Origin of the sequence: Pseudomonas sp. MYb13 (genome assembly GCF_002980075.1) — a bacterium.
Lineage (GTDB): Bacteria > Pseudomonadota > Gammaproteobacteria > Pseudomonadales > Pseudomonadaceae > Aquipseudomonas > Aquipseudomonas lurida.
Genome location: NZ_PCQI01000019.1, coordinates 69,265 through 92,477, shown reverse-complemented (window position 1 = coordinate 92,477; position 23,213 = coordinate 69,265). Strand labels below are relative to the sequence as shown.

General features: G+C 61.8%; 23 protein-coding genes. 5 read left to right on the top strand and 18 right to left on the bottom strand.

Translation table 11 applies throughout. The annotated features are described in order from the left end of the window. Positions 1 to 3: 3 nt before the first annotated feature. Positions 4 to 927, bottom strand: coding sequence for a LysR substrate-binding domain-containing protein (locus CQ002_RS24955; protein WP_105161806.1), 924 nt, complete (start codon positions 925 to 927; stop codon positions 4 to 6). Between the two features lie 129 nt (positions 928 to 1,056). Between CQ002_RS24955 and CQ002_RS28370 the strand changes: the two genes are divergently transcribed. Continuing rightward, positions 1,057 to 1,233 carry a hypothetical protein gene (locus CQ002_RS28370; RefSeq protein ID WP_164403686.1) on the top strand — a complete coding sequence of 59 codons (177 nt, stop codon included), beginning with the start codon at positions 1,057 to 1,059 and terminating at the stop codon, positions 1,231 to 1,233. Here the strand turns inward: CQ002_RS28370 and CQ002_RS24950 are convergent. The 7 genes from CQ002_RS24950 to CQ002_RS28365 all read right to left on the bottom strand — a co-directional run bounded on the left by CQ002_RS24950 (position 1,188) and on the right by CQ002_RS28365 (position 7,770). Beyond that, positions 1,188 to 2,513 (bottom strand): MFS transporter, encoded by a 1,326-nt coding sequence (locus CQ002_RS24950; RefSeq protein WP_105161805.1) that lies wholly within the window; start codon positions 2,511 to 2,513, stop codon positions 1,188 to 1,190. The genes CQ002_RS28370 and CQ002_RS24950 overlap by 46 nt on opposite strands. A gap of 55 nt (positions 2,514 to 2,568) precedes the next feature. Then, positions 2,569 to 3,891: an MFS transporter gene (locus tag CQ002_RS24945; protein ID WP_105161804.1), complete on the bottom strand. Its 1,323-nt coding sequence runs from the start codon at positions 3,889 to 3,891 to the stop codon at positions 2,569 to 2,571. A 73-nt stretch (positions 3,892 to 3,964) separates the two neighbouring features. Beyond that, entirely contained in the window at positions 3,965 to 4,843 is an 879-nt protein-coding gene (locus CQ002_RS24940; RefSeq protein ID WP_034104169.1) for an SMP-30/gluconolactonase/LRE family protein, read from the bottom strand. A 65-nt stretch (positions 4,844 to 4,908) separates the two neighbouring features. Continuing rightward, positions 4,909 to 5,841 carry a 3-keto-5-aminohexanoate cleavage protein gene (locus CQ002_RS24935; RefSeq protein ID WP_105161803.1) on the bottom strand — a complete coding sequence of 311 codons (933 nt, stop codon included), beginning with the start codon at positions 5,839 to 5,841 and terminating at the stop codon, positions 4,909 to 4,911. 67 nt (positions 5,842 to 5,908) lie between these two features. Next, positions 5,909 to 6,697 carry an SDR family oxidoreductase gene (locus CQ002_RS24930; protein WP_034104164.1) on the bottom strand — a complete coding sequence of 263 codons (789 nt, stop codon included), beginning with the start codon at positions 6,695 to 6,697 and terminating at the stop codon, positions 5,909 to 5,911. Next, a complete protein-coding gene (locus tag CQ002_RS24925) occupies positions 6,694 to 7,416 on the bottom strand; it encodes a GntR family transcriptional regulator (protein WP_034104162.1) in 723 nt (240 codons plus the stop codon). Before CQ002_RS24925 ends, CQ002_RS24930 begins: the two co-directional genes overlap by 4 nt. Positions 7,417 to 7,626: 210 nt before the next feature. Then, positions 7,627 to 7,770 (bottom strand): hypothetical protein, encoded by a 144-nt coding sequence (locus CQ002_RS28365; RefSeq protein ID WP_164403684.1) that lies wholly within the window; start codon positions 7,768 to 7,770, stop codon positions 7,627 to 7,629. A gap of 197 nt (positions 7,771 to 7,967) precedes the next feature. Between CQ002_RS28365 and CQ002_RS24915 the strand changes: the two genes are divergently transcribed. After that, positions 7,968 to 9,275: an MFS transporter gene (locus tag CQ002_RS24915; RefSeq protein WP_034104158.1), complete on the top strand. Its 1,308-nt coding sequence runs from the start codon at positions 7,968 to 7,970 to the stop codon at positions 9,273 to 9,275. Further along, positions 9,272 to 10,030 carry a substrate-binding domain-containing protein gene (locus tag CQ002_RS24910; RefSeq protein ID WP_034104156.1) on the top strand — a complete coding sequence of 253 codons (759 nt, stop codon included), beginning with the start codon at positions 9,272 to 9,274 and terminating at the stop codon, positions 10,028 to 10,030. Before CQ002_RS24915 ends, CQ002_RS24910 begins: the two co-directional genes overlap by 4 nt. Here the strand turns inward: CQ002_RS24910 and CQ002_RS24905 are convergent. The 4 genes from CQ002_RS24905 to CQ002_RS24890 form a co-directional block, all read right to left on the bottom strand. After that, positions 10,022 to 10,924 carry a LysR family transcriptional regulator gene (locus tag CQ002_RS24905; RefSeq protein ID WP_034104154.1) on the bottom strand — a complete coding sequence of 301 codons (903 nt, stop codon included), beginning with the start codon at positions 10,922 to 10,924 and terminating at the stop codon, positions 10,022 to 10,024. The two genes, CQ002_RS24910 and CQ002_RS24905, sit on opposite strands and share 9 nt — an antisense overlap. Positions 10,925 to 11,064: 140 nt before the next feature. Beyond that, complete coding sequence (locus CQ002_RS24900; protein WP_105161802.1) at positions 11,065 to 12,090, bottom strand: histone deacetylase family protein; 1,026 nt, start codon at positions 12,088 to 12,090, stop codon at positions 11,065 to 11,067. 11 nt (positions 12,091 to 12,101) lie between these two features. Next, positions 12,102 to 13,331 (bottom strand): Zn-dependent hydrolase, encoded by a 1,230-nt coding sequence (locus tag CQ002_RS24895; protein ID WP_034104150.1) that lies wholly within the window; start codon positions 13,329 to 13,331, stop codon positions 12,102 to 12,104. Between the two features lie 13 nt (positions 13,332 to 13,344). Next, positions 13,345 to 14,664, bottom strand: a complete 1,320-nt coding sequence (locus CQ002_RS24890; protein WP_034104144.1) for an MFS transporter — start codon at positions 14,662 to 14,664, stop codon at positions 13,345 to 13,347. Positions 14,665 to 14,821: 157 nt separating this feature from the next. On the opposite strand from CQ002_RS24890, the gene CQ002_RS24885 reads away from it, so the two are divergent. Continuing rightward, positions 14,822 to 15,760, top strand: a complete 939-nt coding sequence (locus CQ002_RS24885) for a LysR family transcriptional regulator (RefSeq protein ID WP_034104143.1) — start codon at positions 14,822 to 14,824, stop codon at positions 15,758 to 15,760. On the opposite strand, the gene CQ002_RS24880 is transcribed toward CQ002_RS24885, so the two are convergent. The 6 genes from CQ002_RS24880 to CQ002_RS24855 form a co-directional block, all read right to left on the bottom strand. Then, entirely contained in the window at positions 15,749 to 16,516 is a 768-nt protein-coding gene (locus CQ002_RS24880; RefSeq protein ID WP_105161801.1) for an anti-sigma factor, read from the bottom strand. The genes CQ002_RS24885 and CQ002_RS24880 overlap by 12 nt on opposite strands. Then, complete coding sequence (locus CQ002_RS24875) at positions 16,513 to 16,998, bottom strand: RNA polymerase sigma factor (RefSeq protein ID WP_034104260.1); 486 nt, start codon at positions 16,996 to 16,998, stop codon at positions 16,513 to 16,515. The genes CQ002_RS24880 and CQ002_RS24875 overlap by 4 nt, the downstream gene beginning before the upstream one ends. A gap of 72 nt (positions 16,999 to 17,070) precedes the next feature. Next, complete coding sequence (locus CQ002_RS24870) at positions 17,071 to 17,622, bottom strand: tetratricopeptide repeat protein (RefSeq protein WP_105161800.1); 552 nt, start codon at positions 17,620 to 17,622, stop codon at positions 17,071 to 17,073. Positions 17,623 to 17,665: 43 nt separating this feature from the next. Further along, positions 17,666 to 18,223 carry a cytochrome b gene (locus tag CQ002_RS24865; protein ID WP_105161799.1) on the bottom strand — a complete coding sequence of 186 codons (558 nt, stop codon included), beginning with the start codon at positions 18,221 to 18,223 and terminating at the stop codon, positions 17,666 to 17,668. A gap of 163 nt (positions 18,224 to 18,386) precedes the next feature. Continuing rightward, on the bottom strand, positions 18,387 to 18,635 hold the full coding sequence (locus tag CQ002_RS24860) for a hypothetical protein (RefSeq protein WP_034104138.1): 249 nt from the start codon (positions 18,633 to 18,635) through the stop codon (positions 18,387 to 18,389). Positions 18,636 to 18,794: 159 nt separating this feature from the next. Beyond that, the gene (locus CQ002_RS24855; protein WP_034104136.1) at positions 18,795 to 19,421 is read right to left on the bottom strand and encodes a response regulator transcription factor; all 627 of its coding nucleotides are present in this window, start codon (positions 19,419 to 19,421) and stop codon (positions 18,795 to 18,797) included. Positions 19,422 to 19,551: 130 nt separating this feature from the next. On the opposite strand from CQ002_RS24855, the gene CQ002_RS24850 reads away from it, so the two are divergent. Then, positions 19,552 to 23,169 (top strand): transporter substrate-binding domain-containing protein, encoded by a 3,618-nt coding sequence (locus CQ002_RS24850; RefSeq protein ID WP_234010402.1) that lies wholly within the window; start codon positions 19,552 to 19,554, stop codon positions 23,167 to 23,169. Positions 23,170 to 23,213 lie beyond the last annotated feature (44 nt).

Sequence of the window (23,213 nt, the reverse complement as noted above, 5' to 3'; positions counted from 1 at the left end):
GCATCAGGCCTTGTTCGCCAACCCTCGATCACTCATAAACGCCTCCAGCCGTGAGCGTACCCAACGCTCGGCAGGGTCGGTGTCCACGTGGCTCAACCAGACCATGGACAAGTCCAGGGTCGGCGTCTCGAACGGAAAAGGCTCGCAGAACAGTTGGCCCGACACCGCCATCGCCTCGGCGGTGTAGTCCGGCAAGCTGGCGATCAAGTCAGTGCCGGCCAGCAAGGCCGGCAGCGCGCTGTATTGCGGCACCGACAGCACCACGTGGCGTTTGCGGCCGATTTCCGCCAGCCACTCATCGGCAAACCCGGCCACGTTGGCGGTGTGGGACACCAGCACATGGGGGCGTGAGCAATATTCATCGAGGGTCAGCGGCGTGTCCGAGACATCGGCGCGCAGCAAGCGCGGGCGGATATGGCGCAGCAGCTTGCGCTTGGCATTCGCCGGCAAGCCACGGGTCTGGGTAATGCCGACAGTGATATCGCCGGAAGCCAACAGGTCGGGAATACGCCAGTAGTCCACATGCTGCACCACGAACACGACTTGCGGCGCTTCCTGGCGCAAGGCGCGCAGCAATGGCGGCAACAGGCCGAATTCAACGTCATCGGACAAGCCGATGCGAAAGGTCATGGTGCTGATGGAGGGGTCGAAATCGTGGGTGAGGCTCAAGGCCGACGATAACGAATCAAGGGCCGGCGACAGGTGCTGGATGATTTCCTCGGCGCGCGCCGTCGGCTCCATGCGGTGGCCCACGCGAATGAACAGCGGGTCGTTGAACAGCGTCCGCAGACGATTGAGGGCCGAACTGATAGTCGGCTGGCCAAGAAACAGCTTCTCCGCCACCCGCGTCACGTTGCGCTCAAGCATCAGAGCTTCGAACACCACCATCAGGTTGATGTCGGCCTTGCGTAATTCATTGCGATTCATCGGCGCCTGCCCCTTTGCCCAAGACAAGCCGCAGTTTAGAAAGCGCGGGGGCCTGCGTCTATGTGCGCACTGTTCATCCAGCGGCTTTGCGACTATAAATCAGCTCTCACAGGTCGCAGGAATTCCACCGTGCTGGTCATCCTTGCCCTCAGCATCCTGCTCGGCGGGTGTTTGCTCTGGGCCATCAAGTACATCGCTCACCCCACCGCCAGGACACTGCTGCGCGTTTTTGTCGGGTTATGCCTGGCGGCGGTCGTGGCCTACCTGGTGCTGGCTTCCGGGTTTCCGACTTCGCTGCTGGTCTGAGCCTCCTCCTGGCCTTGGCGCAGACGCAACGCGGCCAGGGCGGCCACTACCAGCACCAGCGCAATGACTTTCAAGCCGTTCATCGCATCGCCGGTGCTCATCTCGATCGCGCCCATTACCGAAGGCCCGACAAACCCGCCCAACAGCCCGCAAGCGTTGACGAAACCCAACCCGCCCGCCAGCGCCACGCCCTTGAGACGCGAGGCCGGGTACAGAAAAATGATCGACTGCACCACAAAGAACATCACCGCCGACAGGCAAAAGCCCAGCAGGCTGAACACCGGCCCCGACACCGAGGCAATCGCCAGGCCCAGCGCCATGGTCAGCAGCCCCGTGATCAACAGGCGACGACAGCGTCCCGGCGTTGTGGCAAATCGCGGGATCAGTACCGCACCCAGTGCCGCCGCGATCCACGGCAAGGAGGTCAGCAGGCCAACGCTCATGGTGCTCAGCTCGCCGTACTTGCTGATGATGCTCGGCAGGAAAAAGATCACGGTGTAGATGGTGATCTGATGGCAAAAGTACACAAAGATCGCCAGCAGGATTTGTGGGGTCAGCCAGTTTTTCAACGAGTGACCGCCCTCGCCTGCGCCCTCTTCGGTTTCCAGGGCGATGCGCTGTTCAATCCCTCGTGCTTCCTCGGCCGACAGCCAGGGGGCCTTGCTCGGGCGGTCGGGCAACTTGCGCCACACCACCCAGGCAAACGCCACGGCGGGCAAGCCTTCCAGCAGGAACATCCACTGCCAGCCGTGCCAGCCGAGCATACCGTCCATGCGCATCAAGGCGGCACCCACCGGGCCGCCGATGATGTTGGCGAAGCACACTCCGAGCAGGAAGTACCCGGTGGCGCGCGCCCGTTGTTCACGGTTGAACCAGTAGGTCAGGTACAGCATCACGCCGGGAAACAGACCGGCCTCGGCGATGCCCAGCAACAGGCGCAACACGTAGAACGAAGTCTCGCCCTGTACAAAGGCCATGGCCGCCGAGATCAGGCCCCAGGTCACCATGATCCGCGCAATCCAGAAGCGTGCGCCGACCTTGTGCATGATCAGGTTGCTGGGGATTTCCGACAGCGCATAGGTGAGGAAAAACAGCCCCGCGCCCAACCCGTAGGCCGCGGCGGAAATGCCCAGGTCGACGTCCAGGTGATGCTTGGCCAGGGCGATGTTGGTGCGGTCCAGGAAGCTCAGGATGTAGGCGATGATCAGCAAGGGCATCAGCTTGACGAACATCAGTTTGTTCAACGCCTGCGGCTCGCGGGCGTGGGTGGCGGTAGTCATCGGCAATTCCTCTTGGCGCCCCGCCAGCCGGGCTGGGGGGCGCATCGGTGTTGTTCTAGGAGTCGAGTTGCACAACCAGCGCCTGGGGGCGATGGGAAAACAGTTGCAGCAGCGCACCGCCCAAAGCGCAGCCGGCCATCACGAAGAAACACACGGTGTAGCCGTGCAGCGTGGTCCAGCCGCCGCCCATGGCGATCAGGCTGCCCATCAGCACCGGCGCCAGGCCGCCGCCGATGAACATTGCCGTGGTGATGATGCCGTTGGCGGTGGAGGTCGCCGACGGCTCGGCCGAGTCGCAGGCCACCGCGTAGTAGATCGGCCACACTGCATTGGCCACCAGGCCGAACAGCAGTTGCACGACGATGATCAATGTCAGGGTGTTGGCGAAGTAGAACGCGCCGACACTCGCCGCCATCCATAGCCCGCAGATGATCAGGGTGGTGCGCCGGCCGATGATGTCCGACAGCGACGGCCACACCAGTTGCCCGAGAATGCCGGTGAGGGTGAACACCACGCTCATCCCCGCCGACTCGGCCAGCGACAGCCCGGCGATGTTGTAGAGGTACGCCGGCAGCACGATGCTCACGCCCATGTACACCACCTGGGTGAGCATCGTATTGCCCGCTGTCAGGGCGATATTACGGTTGCGCAAGGTCGCGACAAAGGTCCGCCAGGCCTCGCCTTTTACCGAACTGGCCGGGGCGTTGTCCGGAGGGGTCATGCCTTTGGCGGCGATGTCGACGTACAGCGCGGTGATGCGTTCGGCGGTCGAATAACGCGCCCAGAAGATCATCAGCGGCAGCGCCACCACGAAGGCGAAGAAGAACACGTAGCGCCAGTTCTCCTCACCAAACACCGTGATGACAAAACTCGCGACGATGCCACTGAGCATGGCGCCAATCGGGTAGCCGGTGTGGTGCGCGCCCAGGGCAAACCCGCGACGTTCCACTGGCCACCATTCGGCGGTGTTGCTCACCCCCACGGGCTCGCCCCAGCCGGCGCCGAGGTTGACGCCCACACGCAGGGCAATAAAGGTGGCAAGGTTGCCGCTCAACGCCTTGAAGCCGGACAGGAACGAGATCGCCGTATAGCCCAGTACCAGCGGCACCTGGAAGCGCGCACGTTTCCAGCCGCCACCGTAACGGTCGCTCCACATCGAGCCGGGGATATCCAGCAGGGCCAGCGCCAGCATGACCACCGTGGCGACGGTGCCCCATTGGTCTGCGGACAAATCGAAATGCTTGGAGATGGTCGGCCCCAGGCGCAACACGATCTCACGGTCGTAGGCGTTGAGGATCCAGATCATCCAGCAGACCAGCAGCGATACCCAGGAATGCCGGTGAATGCTGCGCAGCGACGCTTTTTTTATAGTTGCCATGGGCCTCTCCAGGCGCGCGAGGGCGCGCACTGACAAAAGGTTGCGAAGGAATATGCCTTGTCACACACACGCGCTAGCTGGCGAATCGTCGCTCGGCTATTCCTTGCACGCCCAACCCGGTAATGGCGAACAGCGCTCCGCGCTGCTGGCCGTCCGCCGGAAAACGCGGCAGTGGCGGCTTGGCCATGGAAGTCACAAACAGGGTGTCCAGGTTTGGCCCGCCAAACGTCAGGCTGGTGACCTTTTTCACCGGCATCTGGATGATGCGGTCGACCTGGCCATCCGGGGTGTAGCGCACCAGTTTTCCGGCGTAGACCAAGGCTTGCCACAGACAGCCTTCGGCATCCACGGTGCAGCCGTCGGCGGCGCCACCGCCAGCGGTATCGACCTTGGCAAAGGTGCGGCGGTTGCTCACATGGCCGGTGGCGAGGTCATAGTCGTAGGCCCAGATATCGCCGGACCAGGTGTCGCAAAAGTAGAAGGTCTCTCCCGACGGGCTCCAGCACGGGCCGTTGGACACAATGATGCCTTCGTCTAGGGTGTGCAGGCTCAAGTCGGCGTCCAGGCGGTAGAGCTTGGCGCTGGCGTGGTCTTCCTGCGTGTCCATGGAGCCGAAGATGAAGCGGCCCTGGCGGTCGACCTTGCCATCGTTGAGGCGGTTGTCGGGGAGGTGCGGTTCCGGGTCAATGACCAGGTCGAGCTCTCCGCTGTCGAGGTCGAGCGTGTGCACGCCATTCTGCAGCGCGACAATCGCCGACTCGCCCGCCTGGCGCAGGGCCATGGAGCCGATCTTCTGGCCCACCTCCCACGCACGCAGTTCGCGGCCGTCGTCGGTGCAGCGCAGGATGCGGCCGTCGGCGCTGTCGATCCAATACAAGCGTTGTTGCTCGACGTCCCACACCGGGCCTTCGCCCAGGGTGGTCTTGACGTCGACAAGCACTTCGATACGCATGGTGTGATCCCCTTATTGTTGTTGTGCGGGATGCAGGCCGCGCCTTGACGCGGCAGTTTGTCGGGTTAGAAATTGACCTGGTCGCGCCCCTTGAGCCCGAGGATTTCCCGCGCTTCATCCGGCGTGGCAACCCGGTGGCCGAGGGCTTCGATCACCGTGCGAATGCGCCGTACCTGGTCGGCGTTCGACGCGGCCAGCTTACCCGGGCCATCCCACAGCGAATCTTCCAGGCCGACACGGGCGTTGCTGCCCATCGACAGGCCCATGGTCGCCAGCGGAATCTGCCCACGCCCGGCGCCGAGGATCGACCACACATAGTCGTCGCCGAACAGGCGGTCGGCGGTGCGACGCATGTGCGCCAGGTCTTCCGGGTGGCCGCCGATACCGCCGCGCAGGCCGAACACCGACTGGATGAACAACGGCGGCTTGAGCAGGCCGCGCTCCAGGAAGTGCGCGGCGGTGTACAGGTGGCCGATGTCGTAGCACTCGATCTCGAAACGCGTGCGGTTCTCGGCGCACGAATTGAGGATGTGAGTGATGTCGCGGAAGGTGTTACGGAAGATCCGGTCGTCACTGTCTTCCAGGTATGGCCGCTCCCAGTCGTGCTTGAACTCGGTAAAGCGGTTGAGCATTTCGTACAGGCCGAAGTTCATCGAGCCCATGTTCAGCGAGGCCAATTCCGGCTTGAACTGCATCACCGGTTGCAGGCGCTCTTCCACGCCCATGGTCGGTGCGCCACCGGTGGTGATGTTGATCACCACGTCGCTGGCGGCCTTGATGTGCGGCAGGAATTCGGCGAACAAGGCCGGATCCTGGCTGGGACGGCCGTCAATCGGGTCGCGCGCATGCAAGTGGACAATCGCGGCGCCGGCTTCGGCGGCACCGATCGCGGCATCGGCAATTTCCTGCGAGGTGATGGGCAGATGCGGCGACATCGACGGCGTATGGATCGCACCGGTAACGGCACAGGTGATGATGACAGGACGATTTTTGGGCATGACGAATCTCCGGCTTTTATTCTTATGAAAAAAATCCTGGGTACAGCGCGATGTGGTCTTGCGTGACTTACAGGTACTCGACGTTACCGTCGACGCTGATCGCCTGGCCGGTCACGTTGCGCGCGGCGGGCGAACAGAGGAACAGAGCCATGGCTGCCACGTCTTCGGCGGTGACCATGCGCTTGAGGGAAATCTTGTTGAGGTATTCCTGGCGCATCTCGGCTTCGGGTACGCCGACCTGTTCGGCACGGGCGCGAATCACGCCGTCCATGCGCGGGCCTTCGACGATGCCGGGCAACAAGGCGTTGACGCGAATATCACTCTCGCCCAGCTCCGACGCCAAGGACTTCATCAAGCCGACAATCGCCCATTTGGTCGCCGCATACGGCGTGCGCCACGCGTAGCCCAAGCGCCCCGCCACCGAGGCGATATGCAGCAGATGGCCGTGGGACGATGCCTTGAGCATCGGCACCGCGTGGTGGGCAAACCGGTATTGCGCGGTGAGATTGACCGTGATGGTGGCTTGCCACTCCGCGTCGCTGATCGCGTCAATGCCGCCGGTGGGCCCGGCAATCCCGGCGTTGTTGACCAGCACATCGAGGCCACCGAAATGCTCGTGCTGCACCTTGAACACCGCCTCGATCTGCGCGGCATCGCTGACGTCGGCACGGGTGGCGACGGTGCCTGGGTATTTGTCGCGAAACGCGGCCAGGGCCGGCTCGCTCACATCACACACATGCACTTGGGCACCGGCTTCCAGATACGCCGCCGCCAGCACTTCACCGATGCCGGCAGCCCCGCCGGAAATCAACACACGTAACCCAGGATAGGGCTGCAGCCGTTGTAGGACACTCATGCACGTTTACCTCCTGAAGCAGACGACCGCGTACGGTCGTTCTTGACGAGCAGGCGCGCCAGGGAGTCGGCGGCCTGCATGATGTCATCGGTCACCGCGGCGCGTGCGCCGGCGCCATCACGGGCAGCCAGCGCTTCAACGATGCGCGTGTGCGCCTCCATCGAGCGTTGCAGGTGAGCTTTATCCGGGGCGACCAGCGCAAAGCACGGGCCCATGTGCAGCCAGAAGTTTTCCACGGCGGCCATGGTCAATTCGGCTTGGGCCACGGCGTAGATGCGCCGGTGGAAGGCAAAGTTGGTCCACAGGTAGCGGGACACGTCGACTTCGTCAGCGGCGTGCTGCATCTGCTGGCACAGGTCGGTGATTTCATCGAGGTCGGCTTTTTGCAGGCGCAGCACGGCTTTTTCCGCCAGCAAACCTTCGAGTGCGACCCGTGCATCACGGATTTCGCGCAGACGTTCGACCGTCATCAGGCGCACGCGCAGTCGAGAGGTTTCGGTGACTTCAAAAGCGTTTTCGGCGCTGAGGCGCTGCAGCGCTTCGCGCACCGGCATGGGGCTGGAACCCAGTGCTTCGGCAAGGCCGCGGATGGTGAGTTTCTGGCCGGGCTGGAAGCGGCCACTCATCAGCGCTTCGCGGATCTGGCGATAGACCTGGTCTTGCAAGGTATCGCGGGACACCTGGCGCAGGGTAGGCAGGAGGAGCGGACCATCTGTCATGAGGCAAAACCTGTGTTGTCGTTCTTATGGCCTCAATATGTGATCACAAATCAAATATGTCAAATAGTTTCCCAGACGGATGCGCGCGCACAACAAGTGTGGGAGCGGGCTTGCCCACGAAAGCAGTGGATCAGCCGACACATTGGTTGACTGACACACCGCATTCGCGGGCAAGCCCGCTCCCTCAGTGGGGTGGTGTTGAGCTTGAGGTCAGGGCTTGAGCGGACGTTCCTGGTCGCGCTCGGACAGCTCCGTCCCGTCATCGGGATGCTTCCAGGTCTGCGGTTTTTCTTCCTCCTGCCGCCGGGGTCGCTCGCGCTCCGGTGCGTCCTGCGGTGTGTGTTGGTCAGCCATTGCCACCTCCCATCCGTAAGAATTGGTCACTTTGCAAGCATAGAACAGCGAAGACATTTTGGACTGCACCGCCGATTGATAGCCAATGAACATCAATCTATCCAAATTTGTCACTTATCATTTCTAAATGTGTCAGCCACTATTCGAAGTCTTAGGCGAAACAAGCACTTTAAAAAGAACGCTGGAGACACAAAACCATGACTAGCCCTTCCCGGCCCGACTCTGCCCGTTCGAAAGTGGGTGCGGTATTCCGCGTTACTTCGGGCAACTTCCTCGAACAGTTCGACTTCTTTCTGTTCGGTTTCTACGCCACCTACATCGCTGCCGCGTTCTTCCCTGCCGCTAATGAGTTTGCGTCATTAATGATGACCTTCGCCGTATTCGGCGCAGGCTTCCTGATGCGTCCGTTGGGCGCGATCATCCTGGGTGCCTACATCGATGACGTCGGTCGTCGCAAAGGGCTGATCGTGACGCTCTCGATCATGGCCAGCGGCACGCTGCTGATCGTGCTGGTGCCCGGTTATCACACTATTGGCCTGTGGGCGCCCTTGCTGGTGCTGCTGGGCCGCCTGTTGCAGGGCTTCTCTGCCGGTGCAGAACTGGGCGGTGTGTCGGTGTACCTGTCTGAAATGGCCACCCCAGGCCGCAAAGGCTTCTACACCAGTTGGCAATCGGGCAGCCAACAGATCTCCATCGTGGTCGCCGCCGCGCTGGGTTATGGCCTGAACGTGTGGATGGAACCGGCCGTAGTGGCCGATTGGGGCTGGCGCATTCCGTTTGCCATCGGCTGCGTGATCATCCCGTTCATCTTCTTCCTGCGTCGCAACCTGCAGGAGACCGAGGAGTTCGCCAACCGCAAGCATCGGCCGACCATGCGCGAAGTGCTGGCGACCCTGGTGAAAAACTGGACCGTGGTGATTGGCGGCATGCTGATGGTGGCGATGACCACCACCGCGTTCTACCTGATCACTGTGTACGCGCCGACCTTCGGCAAGACCGTGCTGCAACTGAGCACTTCCGATGCACTGCTGGTAACCCTGCTGGTGGCGGTGTCGAACTTTGTCTGGCTGCCGATCGGCGGTACCTTGAGTGATCGTTTCGGCCGCAAGCCGGTGCTGATCGCCATGACCGCACTGACCGTCCTCACCGCTTATCCAGCGCTGTCCTACGTGGTGAATGCGCCAAGCTTCGGCCATATGCTGGAAACCCTGTTGTGGTTCTCCTTCCTCTACGGCATGTATAACGGCGCAATGATCCCGGCGCTTACCGAGATCATGCCCGTGGAAGTGCGCGTGGCAGGGTTCTCCCTGGCCTACAGCCTGGCGACCGCGATCTTCGGCGGCTTCACCCCGGCGATCTCGACCTGGTTCATTCACATCACCGAAGACAAGGCCTCGCCGGCCTACTGGATGATGTTCGCTGCGCTGTGCGCGTTGTGCTCGACCCTGGCGCTGTATCGCCGCGCCAACGCTCGCGGGCAGGTCATGCAGGGGGCCGCGCAATGAAGGCACTGTTCAAGACCCTGACGGGCCTGGCCCTCGGCGCGCTGGCGCTGACGGCCCAGGCCGAACAGCTCAAGGTGATGACCTCCGGCGGCTTCACCGCCGCGTATAAATTGCTCGGCCCGCAGTACGCCAAGCAAAGCGGTGACAGCCTCGACACCATTCTCGGCCCCTCCATGGGCAAGGCGCCGGAAGCGATTCCCAACCGCCTGGCCCGTGGCGAACATGCCGACGTGGTGATCATGGTCGGCTACGCCCTGGATGAGCTGATCAAGCAGGGCAAGGTCGACCCGGCCTCCCGCGTGGAGCTCGCGGACTCGCGCATCGGCCTGGTAGTGAAAGAAGGTGCAGCAAAGCCTGCCATCGGGACTGATGCCGAGCTCAAAGCCGTGCTGAGCAAGGCCAAGTCCGTGGCGTATTCGGACAGTGCCAGCGGTGTGTATGTCGAGAAAGAGCTGTTCAAAAAGCTCGGCATGCCCGCCAAGGGCACCATGATCGAACGCCTCCCGGTGGCCGAGCAGGTCGCCAAGGGTGACTACGAAGTGGGCCTGCAGCAGGTGGCGGAATTGTTGCCGGTGCCGGGTGTGACCTACGTCGGCAAGATCCCGGAAGACGTGCAATCGGTGACGCGCTTTGCCGCTGGCATTCCAGTCAACGCCCAGCACCCGGAGCAGGCCAAGGCGCTGCTGCATTACCTGGCCTCGCCCGAAGCGCAACCGGTGGTGCAATCCACCGGCCTGGACTCGGTGTCACGCTGAGCGAAACGGCATCTCCCGCACTAACCGCTCCAACTCCAGCGCCGCCGGTGGCAACGTCCGCCCGCGGCGCTTGATCAAGCCCACATTGCGCATCACCTGCGGCTCCACCAGCGGCACACTCACCAGAATCGGGTGTTCAATGGCGGGCATGGCAATCGACGGCACCATCGCGACCCCCAACCCCGCCTCCACCAGACCGATCATCGTGGTCACGTGGTGCGTCTCGCAAATACTCGGCTTTTTCACTCGCACACCGCGCAAGGCCTGGTCGAGCAGGAAACGGTTGCCAGAGGTTTTGTCGACGGTGATGTAGTCGTGCTCATAGGCCTCGACCCAGGTCACGCTGTCGCGTTGGGCCAACGGGTGGTCACGGCGACACGCCAGTACATAGCGCTCTTGCAACAGCAGTTCGAACTCCACTTCATCGGCCAGGCTGCCGCTGAAACTCACGCCAAAATCCGCCTCGCCACTTTCCACCGCATTGCACACCTCGCCGGCACTGGCATCCAGCACCCGCAGGCGAATCTTCGGGTACAGCTTGTGGAATTCGGAGATCACGTGGGGCATGAAGTAATACGCGGTCGACGGCACGCAGGCGATGGTGACATTGCCCATGCGCGTGGACGCGACGTTACTGATGCCCATCAGCGCCACGTCGAGGTCGTCGAGCATGCGTTCGACCTGCGGCAGGAACGCGCGGCCGACCATGGTCAGGCTGACGCGCCGGGTGGTGCGCTCGAACAGCTTGACGTCGAGGGCAGTCTCGAGCTTTTCGATCCGCCGGCTCAGGGCCGGTTGCGAGATGCGGATGGCCTCGGCGGCACCACGGAAACTGCCCTTGTCTACAACCGCACGGAAAGCCTGGAGGTCGTTGAGGTCGAAGTTGATGATCACGGTAGGGAGGCCAAAGTGGTCGGGGTGGCGAGCATTATCGTATGGGAGCCGATGAGGCGCCATGCGTACCGGAGCCAGACTACGCTGATAACCCTGCCGCCCATTGCTTACAGGACAGCCCCCCTGCAACAGCAGCCGGTTTAATTCTGCCAAGCCTGCGGGCTACTGAAAAACGCCTGCGCATTGCTGTCCAGCGTTTCCAGGTGATAGCCACCTTCCTGCACGATCACACACGGCAGCCCCAGCCCTCGGATGCACGCGCCCAAACGCGCAAACCCTTCGCGCGTTACCGCAACCTTGCTCTGGGGGTCCAGTTCGTAGATATCGAAACCCAGCGACAGCACCAGCACATCCGCCGAGAAGTCTTTCACCGCCGCCAGGGCCCGTTGCAGGTTTTCGAAGAACACCGCCTCGCTGGCGCCGTGGGGCATCGGCAGGTTGAGATTGAAGCCTTCACCCGCCGCACGTCCGCGCTCCTCGGCGAAGCCGGCCACGCCAGGATAGAAGTTGGTCGGGTCGCCATGGATCGACACATACAGCACGTCGTCGCGGTCGTAGAAGATCTCCTGGATGCCTTGCCCGTGGTGCATGTCGGTGTCGAGCACCGCGACGCGCTGGAAGCCTTGGCGCAGGGCTTGCGCCGCAACGGCCGCGTTGTTGATGTAACAGAACCCGCCGGCAGCGTCGTATCGCGCGTGATGCCCAGGTGGGCGGCACAGTGCGTAGGCGGCCGGGGCGCCGTCAAGAATAGTCCTGGCGGCCGCGACCGCGCTCTGGGCCGACCAGTAGGCCGAGCGCCAGGTGAGCTCGCCAACGGGGCAACTGCCGTCCGCCAGGTAGCGCGCAGCCTGGGCGAGGATGCCGCGCAAGGCGTTGGGTTCACGTACGAAGATGTTGGACATGACTTCGTCACCCCACTCTTCGGGGATTTCTTTCCAGCGCTGATGGGCTTCCTGGAGGAAGGTCAGGTACGGCGCGCCGTGGACGGCCAGCAGCGGGTCGAGGCCAAAATCCTGCGGTTGCTGGATGTCGAAGCCCAGGGTCTGTGCGGCCAGCAACAGGTTGCGGGCGCGCTCCGGGACTTCCTGTGGCGTGCGCATCTGCCCACGGGAGTAGTAGCTGCGCGGATGGTGCAGGAGTTGTTCGGGGTGGAAAAACGTACGCATTAAAATTCTCCTTACTGAACCTGGCCGGCGCGTTTCAACACGGCGTTGAGCAATACATCGGTGCCCTGGCGCACGTCCTCGGGCAGCACGTCTTCGGCCTCGTTGTGGCTGAGGCCGCCCACGCACGGGATAAAGATCATCGCCGTCGGACAGTAGCGCGCCAGGTGGATGGCATCGTGGCCGGCGCCACTGACGATGCGTTGCTGGCTGTAGCCCAGGGCGTCCACCGAGGTTTGCACGCACGCGACACACTCGCTGTCGAATGGCGTGGCGGGGCTGACCCAGTGGGGGCTGACAGTCACGCTCAGGCCACGCTGTTCGGCGATGGCGTGTAACCGCTGGCGTACCTGTTGCTCCATGGCGTCGATCTCGCTGTCGCGGTGATGACGCAGGTCGACGGTGAAGGTCAACAATCCTGGAATGGTATTGCGCGATGATTTGGCGATGTTCAGTTCGCCGACGGTGGTCAGGCCTTGCGGGGCAAAATCCGCCGCCAGTGCCTCCAGCGCCTGGATCATTTGCGCGGCGCCATACAGCGCATCTTTACGCAACGCCATCGGCGTCGTACCGGCGTGGGCGGCCATGCCGTCGACGCGCACATCCAACCAGCGAATCGCCTGGCCACCGGTGACCACGCCAATGCTCTTGGCATTGTCCTCAAGGATCGGGCCCTGCTCGATATGCGCTTCAAAATACGCATCCACTGCGCCGCCCAATGGGCGCGAACCGTTATACCCCGTGGCGCGCAATGCCTCGGCCACGCGGATGCCATCGACATCGGCCGTGGCCAGGGCCTCGTCCAGCGACAGGGTGCCGGTGAACACCGCCGAGCCGAGCATGGCCGGGGTGAAACGCGCGCCCTCCTCGTTGGTCCATACGGCGATTTCCAAGGGTTTGCGCGTCTGGATACCGTGGTCGTCGAGGCTGCGGATCACTTCCAGGCCGGCGAGTACACCGTAGACACCATCAAAGCGCCCGCCTTCGGGTTGGGTGTCGAGGTGGCTGCCGATCATGACCGGTGCCGCGTCCTTATCCGTGCCGGCACGCCGAGCGAACAGATTGCCGATGGCATCCACGCTCAACGTCAGCCCGGCAGCGTTGCACCAGTGGCTGAACAGTTCTCGACCGTTTTTATCTTCAGCGCTCAGCGCCAGGCGGCAACTGCCGCCGCGAGCCGTGGCGCCAATCTCGGCCATGGCCATCAAGCTGGCCCACAGGCGCTCGCCATTGATCTTCAACATTGCACACGCTCCATCAAACACTATGGGCCATCTCATGACGGTGAGCGGTGGCGTGGCGGCGCGACAACGCCAGTACGCACACCAGCGAGACCGCCGCGATCAGGCTGTAGAACACTGCCATCGGCCACCATTGGCCCTGGTATTCATGGGCCAGCCACGTGCCGATCAGCGGCGTGAGCCCACCCGCCAGCGCACCGCAGACCTGATACGCCAGGGAGATCGCCGTGTAGCGCACGCGGGTTTCAAACAGGCCACTGACAAACCCGGCGATCACGGCATAAAAGGAGGCCATGCACACCACCGCCAGGGCGATGCCAAGGATGATCAGCGGCGCCTGGCCACTGCTCACCAGCACGAACATCGGGTAAGGCGACGCCATTGCCAATACCGTCATCGCGCACAGGAAGCGCGTGGCACCGACTTTCTCCGCCACCCACGCGGCCAGGGGCTGGACGCAGAACTGAATGATGGCCACGAAAAACAGGCACTCCAGAATCAACGAACGCGGCAAGCCCAATTGCTGAGTGCTGTAGGCAATCATGAAGGTATTGGTGAAATACACGCCGGCGATGCCCAGGGTGTTCGCGCCGATGCAAAGCAACAGCGGGCGCCAGGCGGTTTTCAGCACTTCGATCACTGGGGCCTGGTCTTTCTTGATCGCTCGCGCTTTTTCCGCCAGGGCTTTGTCTTCGAGGAATTCAGGCGACTCATTCACGCCCAGGCGAATCGCCAGGCCCACCACCAACAGCAAGGCGCTGGCAAGGAACGGCACGCGCCAGCCCCAGCTGAGCAATTGGTCTTCCGGTAAACGAGTGACCGCACTGAAGGCGAGCAACGACAGGATCAACCCCGCCGGGCTACCCAATTGCGCGAAGGATGCAAAGAAGTTACGCCGACCTTTCGGCGCATGCTCGCCCGCCATCAACACCGCCCCGCCCCACTCGCCGCCGACGGCAATGCCCTGCACGACGCGAAGCAGGATCAGCAGCACCGGTGCCGCGGCGCCGATCTGGGCGTAGGTCGGCAACAAGCCGATGCACACGGTGACCACCCCCATCATCACCAGGGTGATCACCAGGGATTTCTTGCGCCCGATCCGGTCGCCGATATGCCCGAACACAATGCCGCCCAACGGCCGCGCGAAGAAGCCCACGGCAAACGTGCCGAACGCGGCCATGGTGCTGAACAGCTTGTCTTCGGAGGGGAAAAACAGTTGGCCAAATACCAGCGCGGCGGCGGTGGCATAGATGTAAAAGTCGTACCACTCGATCATGGTGCCGATGAAAGCGGCGGCCGCAGCACGGCGGGGCTGGGGCGAAGCGGATGGCTTCATGGGGCTGGCTCCTTTGGTTATTTTTTTGGCAGGAGAAGGGTCAAACGCGTGCGCTCTGAAGGCGCTTGTCAGGAGGATTTTTTGTCTCGGGGCTATGATTAGTCAATTTTCTATTTATTATTCCAATTATAAATCCTGCTTATTATCGAGCCCGAGCATGCCTGAGTTTCGCCGCGACGTTCACCCGCTGCTCAACGACCGCCTGGACTGGAACCTGCTGCGCACCTTTCGCGTGATCGGCCAGGAGTTGAGCATCAGTCGCGCCGCCGCCCGCCTGCACCTGACCCAACCGGCGATCAGCCAGGCCCTGAAGCGTCTTGAAGAACAACTCGACTGCCAACTTATCGTGCGCCGTGGTCCGCGTTTTGTGCTCACCGAAGCTGGCGAGCAGATTTTCGCCATCGCCGGCGAGATGTACGGCCAGGTATCGCAGATGAGCAACGCGCTGCAAAAACCGGGCGACGAGGTCATTGGCAAAGTGCGCTTGCTGACGATCAGCCGCATCAATTCCGACCTGTTCGATGACTTTCTCGCAGGCTTTCACCGCGAACATCCGCGGGTGGATCTGGATGTCGAGGTAATGCGCAGCTCCGACATCGTCGCGGCCCTTCTCGAAAAAACGGCGACCCTGGGGCTGAGCCTCAATCGCCGGCCACAACCGCGCCTGGAACAGCACCTGTTCCTGCGCCAACGTTATGCTTTCTTTTGCGGGCGCCACCACCCGCTGTTTGGTCGCAGCGCCCTGGCCGAGGGCGACTTGCAGTCGGAAAACTTCGTGAGTTTCACCAGCGATCAAATCGGCGGGATGCTCTCGCCGCTGACCATATTTCGCGACCAACAGGGCTTCAGTGGGCGCATCGTGGCGTCGTCATCCAGCCTGGAAGAAGTGCGGCGGCTGGTGATCGCCGGGTTTGGCCTGGGCTGCTTGCCGATTCATGTGGTGGCGGACGATGTGAAAAACGGCTTGCTGTGGCGGCTGCCGCCGGATGAAGGCATCGCGGATGTGGACATTTATCTGCTGTGGAATCGGGAGCAAAAGATGAGCCGGGCAGAACGCGTGTTTATCGATAGCTTCAGGGCACGGTTAGCCCAGTAGGCGTTCCTCTGCGCTGCGCGCCATGATCTGTAAATCGTCGAAAGGGTTCCTGCCGATCAACATGAAACCATGGGACGCGTTGGACCAATACACCACATTCATTCCCCGCCGCTGCTCAGTCGCCAAGCCCGCCGGGCCCTTTTGGCTCGCGGTAATGCACAGCGCCAGTGGACCGTGGCGCGGGTCCAGGTAGGTCAACTGGCCGATCAGTACGCCGTCATAGTTGAGGATCTGCGCGCGCCGGAACTCGGCACCGGGCAGGCTCACTGCGTCTGGGGACAATGGCAGGCCCAGTTGTGTGCCAACAGAACGCAGTTGCGCGACATGAGCAGCGCGATCGTCGCTTAGATTCTCCAGGGTCTGGGGCGTGTACAAGGCCATGTATTCAGCGACCGAGGCACGCCAGCCCTGGCCGGACTCGGCATGGGGCCATGCCATGAACAGGCGGTCGGCAACGACGCCGGCCACCGCAAAGCTCGCCGCCACCGCCAGGAATCGCCGGCGACTCAAGGCAGGCGGTTCTCTCGCTGGCAGCGCCTTGAGCATTGCGTTCAAGCGTTCGGTGGGAGCCTCATCCAGCACCCCCTCAAACGCGGCCTTGAAAGGCATATCAGCGCATTGCAATGCCGCCAGACGCTCAGCCACAGCGGGATGAGCGTGGAGCTGGTCGACGACAAACCGACGCTGCTCAGCGTCCAGTTCGCCATCCAGATACGCCACCAGCAGCTCGTCGGACGGTGCATTAAGGTCGGTCATCGTCGTTCTCCGCTGGTTTTTTCCGCTCGGTGATTGGAGGGGGGCGCCTCGGCAAGCTTGGCGCGTGCGGCCGCCAGCCGACTCATCACCGTCCCCACCGGTATGTGCAGGACGTCGGCAATTTCCTTATAGGAAAGCCCTTCGACATACGCCAGAAACACCGTCTCCCGTTGCGCTTCGGGCAGGCCGTTGACGCGCTTGATCACTTGCGCGGCCAGCACCTGGTCCTGGGCCTGGCTTTCGCCATCGAACGACAAGGCTTGCTCAGCATCGACGAAGCCCTGCCCCTGCCGCACCCGTTGCGAGCGCAGTTCGTTAAGCCAGATCGAGTGCATGATCGCCAGCAACCAGCGATCCAGCCGCGTGCCTGCCGCGAACTGCCCGGTTCGCTCCAATGCGCGCACACAGGTGGCCTGGACCAGGTCCTCGGCCAGATGCTTTTGCCGCGACAACACCAGCCCGTATCGCCATAAACGTGGCAACAACAGGCCTAGCTCGCGACGAAACTCAGCGTCTCTGGTGATGGCGGCCCCCTGCTCGTTCAATCACCGGTTTCATACCCGTGGTGCGGCAGCGATGGCTTCAGCGAGGTCTTCATATTCTTCGCAGGTGGTGCTGCACAGGGCTTTGATTTTCAGCAACTGCTCCTGCGCCAGGTCTAGACGCCCTTTGATCACGTAGGCTTCACCGAGGTACTCACGGACCTGGGCGTAATTGGGGTCCAGCGCCACGGATTGCAGGTAGTAGCCGATGCCTTCGTCGGTGCGACCCAATTTGCGCGTGGCGTAGCCGCGATAGTTCAAGGCCTTGGCGGTGTTCGGGTTTTGCAGGGTGTCGAGCAGAGCCAGGGCTTCGGTGTAACGCCCGTCCTTGGCCAGGCGGTAGGCGTAATCGGTGCGGTCGGCATCCGAGGTGGCCTTGCTGGTTTGCAGCACGCACTTGCCGGTCTTGGTATCCCAGACCTGGCCCTTGGGGCAGTTGGGCTTGGGCGGTGCCGATTCATCGCCCGAAGCACGTGCCTGCCCGGCCAACAACGCGGCCGCCAGGCAGGCACCGAACAACAGCGCGCGGTGAGGGTTGAGCAGGTGTGGAGGGTGAGTCTTCATGGTTGTATTGCTCCGCAACGACAGGGTGGTACAGCCGCAAACGTTATTTTTGCCAAGCACTCCGCGGGCGGGGCAGCATGCGGCGCAAGGTGCCGTCGCGCATCACGCAGTGATGCCACAGCGCAGCCCCGGCATGCAGCCCCGCCAGCACGATAATCGCCCACGCCACGTCGTTGTGCAGGTCACCCAGGGTGCCCCGCCACTCATGATCGACCCCGAAAGGCGCGGGAACGGAAAACAGCCCGAAAAAGTTGAACGGCTCGCCCTGGACCCAACGAAACAGGAACCCCAGGGCAATCTGCGCCAGCAACAACAGGTACAGGCAACCATGCGCCATTTTTGCCAGCAGGTTAAGCGCTGGGTGACTGTCGGCCTTGAGGCGCTTGCCACCGAACAGCCGCCAAAGCAGGCGCGCGGCGATCAACAGCGCCATGGCGATGCCCAACGAGATATGCACCGACTGCAGCCCCTTGCGCAGCGGCGTCCCCTTCGCCAGGTTTTCCCAGACATGGGCACTGGCAAACATGAAGATCACCACTGCGGCGGTCAGCCAGTGAAAGGCGCGGGTCAGGCGGTCGTAGCGGTCGGATAGGCTGTTCATGGGCGTTCCCTGGGTGGTCTGTGGGGTGAACACCGCAGGAGGGAAAGTTATTCGCCGGGGATGGAATTTTGTTTCAGGGCGCCGCGAAAAATAAACCGCTCGGAAACCAAAAAGCCCGGTGGCTTGCTCAGCCACCGGGCTTTTTCATGATGGGGCGCAGGTTTCAGCGTTCTTTATTGGCCTGGGAAAGCACCGACGCGGCAAGGGAATTAGTCTCCTCACGGTATTGACCGCTCCGTAGGACCTTGCCCGCCTTCTCTTCCATCACGGCACCGGTCTGTTTGTCAGTACCGCTCTGAGCCAACGCGGACGCTGCAAGGCTTTTGGCAATCGCCGAGGCATTCGGATTGTTGAGTGTTTCTGCGGCCAACGAGGCCATCGTGCTGGAGGTTTTCTTAGTGTTCGTGCTCATGGTGCATTTCCTTTGCGGTGCAGTGATTTCTACCTTAGAAATCGTCGAGACCGAAAGATAATGAGTTCCCTGGAGGGTCGCAATGCGCTGCCTGTGCGCAACGTTTTGGAAATGTGTAAGACAGGCGCGATCTTCATGTAGGTCGCACTTCATACCGCATCAAATCAGATTATTGCGCCGGGCAACGTCCGCCAAGTCCACCACCGATTTCACGTTCAGCTTCGCCAACAAACGTGCCTTGTAGCAACTCACCGTCTTACTGCTGAGCAACATATTCTGGGCAATGTCCTTATTGCTAATGCCTTGGGAAAGCTGCTGGAACACCGACAGTTCACGGTTGGACAGTGAGGCGATCAGTTGCGCCTCATCCACGGCCAATTCGTGTTTCTTCGAGAACGCCACCACTGCTTCGGGGTAGTAGACGTAGCCTTTCATCACGGTTTTCATGGCTTGGGCGAGCACGTTCAGCTCATCGGTCTTGCTGATGAACCCCGAGGCGCCGGCGCCGATGCAGCGCGTGGCGTAGTGCTCTGAGCAGAGGGACGTGAGCACAATAATGCGGGTGTTCAACTCAAGGGCACGGATTCTTTCGATCACCGCAATACCGTCAAGGCGCGGCATGGTGATATCCAGCAACACCAGGTCCGGGGCCAGTTGACGCACCAGACTGATGGCATCGACGCCGTTGTCGGTTTCACCTACGACTTCATAGCCTTCCCCACTCACCAGCGTACGCAGCGCGGTCCTGATAAAAGGGTGGTCATCGACCACCAGGACTTTATACATCTGCAGCCTTCCTCGGTGTTTAGTGGTGCTTCGTCGGCAATAATGGCGACAATGTACCATAATGCTTTAATGCCACTACTCAATTCCGGACGGGTTACGCCCTCTCTGCACCGCATTAAGGACCTTTGATTTGAAGTTGTTCGCCGCCATGCTGTTGATAGGGGCAAGTGTTCACATGGCCTGGGCGGCTGAGGCGCCAGTCACGTTAACGGTGTTGGGAAGATCCACCCTGCAAGACAGCCAACTGCCGTTGAGCCCCGCCGATTTGAAGCGGCTGAGCGCTAAGAAACAGCTGCGCGTGGGCACATCCGACCCTGACTACCCGCCGTTTGACATCAGCAACCATAACCACGAGTTCGAGGGCATCAGCGCGGACTACCTGGCACTGATCGGCCAATTGCTGACGGTACCCATACACGTACTGCGTTACCCCAATCGCACCGAGGTTATCCAGGCGCTCAAACGCGGTGACATCGACCTGCTGGCGTCTGCCAATGGCTTTGAGGCCGCAGACCCGGACCTTCTCCTATCAGACCCCTACACCCTTGACCAGCCGACGCTGGTGGCGCGCAGCAACGATTCGCCGCTGGTCGACCCGAGCCTGGCGGGCAAAACGGTTGCCATGGTCGATCACTATCTGCCCCTGAGCGCGGTGCAGGCGTTCTACCCGGAGGCCACCTTCAAACTGTACCCCTCGATCCTCAATGCAATCGGTGCAGTGGCGTTTTCCAAGGCGGACCTTTACCTGGGCGACTCGGTGACGGCCAGCTACCTGATCAACAAGAGCTACCTGAACAATGTGCAACTGGTGGACTTTTCGCGAATGGAGGTCAACAACTTCTCGTTCGCGGCGACACGCCGCAACGCTAACCTGCTGCACCTGGTCAACGCCGCCCTGCAAGCGATTCCCTCCAGTGAACAGATGACCATCGCACGCCGCTGGAATGCCGGTGGCGTCAGTATTTCCGGTACGCATCAAGTGCAGTTCAGCGTCGAGGAACAGCGCTGGCTGGCACAGCACCCCCGACTCAAAGTGGTCATTAACGAAGACTTTCTGCCGTTCACTTTTTTTGATGAGCACGAACGTTTCAGGGGCCTGAGTGCCGACGTGATCGCGAAAATCAGCCTGCGGACCGGGTTGAAATTCGACCCGCAAAAAGGCACATCGGTCGACGCAATGATTACCCAGGTCAACCAGGGTGAAGCCGATTTGCTGGCGGCCCTGACGCCCAGCGTCGACCGCGAACGACGCGTCAGTTTCAGCCGCCCCTACCTGTCCACGCCCTTTGTACTGGTGACGCGCAACGCACCGGACAGCCCGAACAACCTGCAGGACTTGTCGGGAAAACGCCTGGCGATCATCAGTGGCAACGCCAGCCGGGAGACCATTGAACGCCAGTTTCCGACGGTGCAGATCATCGAGGCGAAGAGTCTGGCCGATGCGTTTTCGTTGCTCGCCAAAGGCAGCGTGGATGCCAGTGTCAGCACGCTGATCAGCGCGCGTTACCTGATAGCCCGAAATTACCCTGACCAACTGAAAATCAGTGCAACCGTCGGTGCTCGTGCTGCGCAACTGGCGTTCGCAGTTGATCACGCCTCGCCGCAACTGCTCTCGATCCTCAACAAGGCGCTGCTCAGTATCTCGCCCGAGGAAATGGACGAACTGACCAACCGCTGGCGCAGCCCCGTGGTGCTGGACGACAGCTACTGGAGCAAACACCGGGCGGCAATCCTGCAGGGCTTTGCGCTGGCGGCCGTGCTTTTGCTGAGCGCCTGTGTGTGGATTGTATTGCTGCGACGCCAGGTGCTGCGCCGCAAACGCGCCGAACGCGCGTTGAGCGCACGGCTTGAATTTGATCGTGTACTGATCAACGGCACGCCTCACCCCACCTATGTGCGGGATCGCCAGGGGCGCCTGCTGCTGTGCAACAGGGCTTACCGACAGGTCTTCGGCGTCGAGGACGAGCGACAGTTGCTGGGCACTACCGTGATGCAAAGCTTGCTCTCCAGCGAAGAGCAGGCCCAGGAATACCACCGTGACTACCTTGCTGTAATGGCCGCCGACGAACCGATGCTACGTGATCGACTGCTGGTCTTGCCCAGTGGTGAAATACTGACGATCTATCACTGGATCCTGCCTTTTCGTGGCAGCGAAGGCAGTGTCGATGGCTTGATCGGTGGCTGGGTCGACGTCAGCGACCGTCAGCGCCTGGTAGAACAACTGCACGCGGCAAAGCAGGAAGCAGACAACGCCAATCGGGCCAAGACCACGTTTCTGGCAACCATGAGCCATGAGATTCGCACCCCGATGAATGCGGTACTGGGTATGCTCGAAATGGCCTCGCGCAAATCCGACCAAGGCGTCTTCGACCGGGCTGCCATCGATGTCGCATCGGGCGCCGCCAAGGAACTGCTGGCGCTGATCGGGGACGTACTCGACATTGCCCGTATCGAATCCGGACGCCAGAGCCTGGCGCCAGACAGTGCAAACCCGTATCAGCTATTGACCTCGGTGGCGCGGGTGTTCGATGGCCTGGCACGCGAGAAGGCCATTGCCCTGAAGCTGGAAATCGACCCAGCCCTGGACCGCAACGTGCTGATCGATGCCATGCGCTTCAAGCAAATTATCGCCAACCTGCTGAGCAATGCGATCAAGTTCACTGCGGTGGGCGAAGTGCGTATCACCGCCCACGCGCCAGCCGCGCAAGCCTCTCAACCGATGCCGTTATCGGTGAGCATCGTGGACACCGGCGTGGGCATCTGCGAAGCCGATCAGCAGCAGTTGTTCTCGCCATTCAGCCAGGCCGGCAAGCAGCAACAAGGCTCAGGCCTGGGTCTGGTGATCAGCCGGTCGTTGGTCGAAATGATGGGCGGCAGCCTGGAGTTGTCCAGCACTCCGGCCACAGGCACGCGAGTCACCGTGAGGCTCGTTCTGCCGGCAGCGGATGCACCGCCGACGCCGGCTTGCGACCCGCTCGACAGCCCGCCGAGCCTGGCGCTCAGCGTGTTGGTCGTCGACGATTACGCCGCCAACCGCCTGGTGCTTTCACAGCAACTCACCTACCTGGGCCATGAGGTGCAGGATGCGTGTGACGGTGCCCAAGCCCTGGCCTTGTGGAACGCGCAGCCTTTCGATGTGGTGGTGACAGACTGCGATATGCCGGGCATGAACGGCTACCAACTGGCCCAGGCCATTCGCCAGGCTGAGCAGGCCAGAGGCGAGCCCGGCTGTGTGCTGCTGGGCTTCACCGCCAACGCCGTTGCCGAAGAGAAACAGCGCTGCCTGGAAGCCGGCATGGATGATTGTCTCTTCAAGCCGATCAGCCTGGATCAACTGAGTACACGGCTGCAGCAACTGCAATCGCAATACTTCAGCAACGAGACAAGTGGGGAGCTGACCGGCGACTCACTGGATGCGCATTTGAACACGCTGACGCTGGGCAACTTATCGGCGCTGCACACGTTGCGCGAAGAACTGACGTCGGCCACCCAGGCCGACCTGCAGCAGCTGACCGAGCTGCTCGCGTGCGATGACCGCGCAGGCTTGGCCCACTTGGCGCACCGGGTCAAAGGCGGGGCGAAACTTATCCACTATGAGCAACTGATCCTCACCTGCGAGAACCTTGAGGCCCATTGCGCGAAGGAGGTCGAGGGAACCGTACTGGTCGCCTCGACGGCCGCCATGGGACATTGCATGCAGCGGCTGTTGGCGCTGCTGCAGGCGCATGCCAGTGGACAATCACTTTAAGAAATTTCTTGCAAAGGCGTAAGGGATTTCGAGATTAAAAGGCC

What these genes read in the sequence shown, in the direction of transcription:
- CQ002_RS24955 (WP_105161806.1), bottom strand. Translation starts at nt 927, where the DNA reads ATGAATCGCAATGAATTACGCAAGGCCGACATCAACCTGATGGTGGTG.
- CQ002_RS24950 (WP_105161805.1), bottom strand. Translation starts at nt 2,513, where the DNA reads ATGACTACCGCCACCCACGCCCGCGAGCCGCAGGCGTTGAACAAACTG.
- CQ002_RS24945 (WP_105161804.1), bottom strand. Translation starts at nt 3,891, where the DNA reads ATGGCAACTATAAAAAAAGCGTCGCTGCGCAGCATTCACCGGCATTCC.
- CQ002_RS24940 (WP_034104169.1), bottom strand. Translation starts at nt 4,843, where the DNA reads ATGCGTATCGAAGTGCTTGTCGACGTCAAGACCACCCTGGGCGAAGGC.
- CQ002_RS24935 (WP_105161803.1), bottom strand. Translation starts at nt 5,841, where the DNA reads ATGCCCAAAAATCGTCCTGTCATCATCACCTGTGCCGTTACCGGTGCG.
- CQ002_RS24930 (WP_034104164.1), bottom strand. Translation starts at nt 6,697, where the DNA reads ATGAGTGTCCTACAACGGCTGCAGCCCTATCCTGGGTTACGTGTGTTG.
- CQ002_RS24925 (WP_034104162.1), bottom strand. Translation starts at nt 7,416, where the DNA reads ATGACAGATGGTCCGCTCCTCCTGCCTACCCTGCGCCAGGTGTCCCGC.
- CQ002_RS28365 (WP_164403684.1), bottom strand. Translation starts at nt 7,770, where the DNA reads ATGGCTGACCAACACACACCGCAGGACGCACCGGAGCGCGAGCGACCC.
- CQ002_RS24915 (WP_034104158.1), top strand. Translation starts at nt 7,968, where the DNA reads ATGACTAGCCCTTCCCGGCCCGACTCTGCCCGTTCGAAAGTGGGTGCG.
- CQ002_RS24910 (WP_034104156.1), top strand. Translation starts at nt 9,272, where the DNA reads ATGAAGGCACTGTTCAAGACCCTGACGGGCCTGGCCCTCGGCGCGCTG.
- CQ002_RS24900 (WP_105161802.1), bottom strand. Translation starts at nt 12,090, where the DNA reads ATGCGTACGTTTTTCCACCCCGAACAACTCCTGCACCATCCGCGCAGC.
- CQ002_RS24895 (WP_034104150.1), bottom strand. Translation starts at nt 13,331, where the DNA reads ATGTTGAAGATCAATGGCGAGCGCCTGTGGGCCAGCTTGATGGCCATG.
- CQ002_RS24890 (WP_034104144.1), bottom strand. Translation starts at nt 14,664, where the DNA reads ATGAAGCCATCCGCTTCGCCCCAGCCCCGCCGTGCTGCGGCCGCCGCT.
- CQ002_RS24885 (WP_034104143.1), top strand. Translation starts at nt 14,822, where the DNA reads ATGCCTGAGTTTCGCCGCGACGTTCACCCGCTGCTCAACGACCGCCTG.
- CQ002_RS24880 (WP_105161801.1), bottom strand. Translation starts at nt 16,516, where the DNA reads ATGACCGACCTTAATGCACCGTCCGACGAGCTGCTGGTGGCGTATCTG.
- CQ002_RS24870 (WP_105161800.1), bottom strand. Translation starts at nt 17,622, where the DNA reads ATGAAGACTCACCCTCCACACCTGCTCAACCCTCACCGCGCGCTGTTG.
- CQ002_RS24865 (WP_105161799.1), bottom strand. Translation starts at nt 18,223, where the DNA reads ATGAACAGCCTATCCGACCGCTACGACCGCCTGACCCGCGCCTTTCAC.
- CQ002_RS24860 (WP_034104138.1), bottom strand. Translation starts at nt 18,635, where the DNA reads ATGAGCACGAACACTAAGAAAACCTCCAGCACGATGGCCTCGTTGGCC.
- CQ002_RS24855 (WP_034104136.1), bottom strand. Translation starts at nt 19,421, where the DNA reads ATGTATAAAGTCCTGGTGGTCGATGACCACCCTTTTATCAGGACCGCG.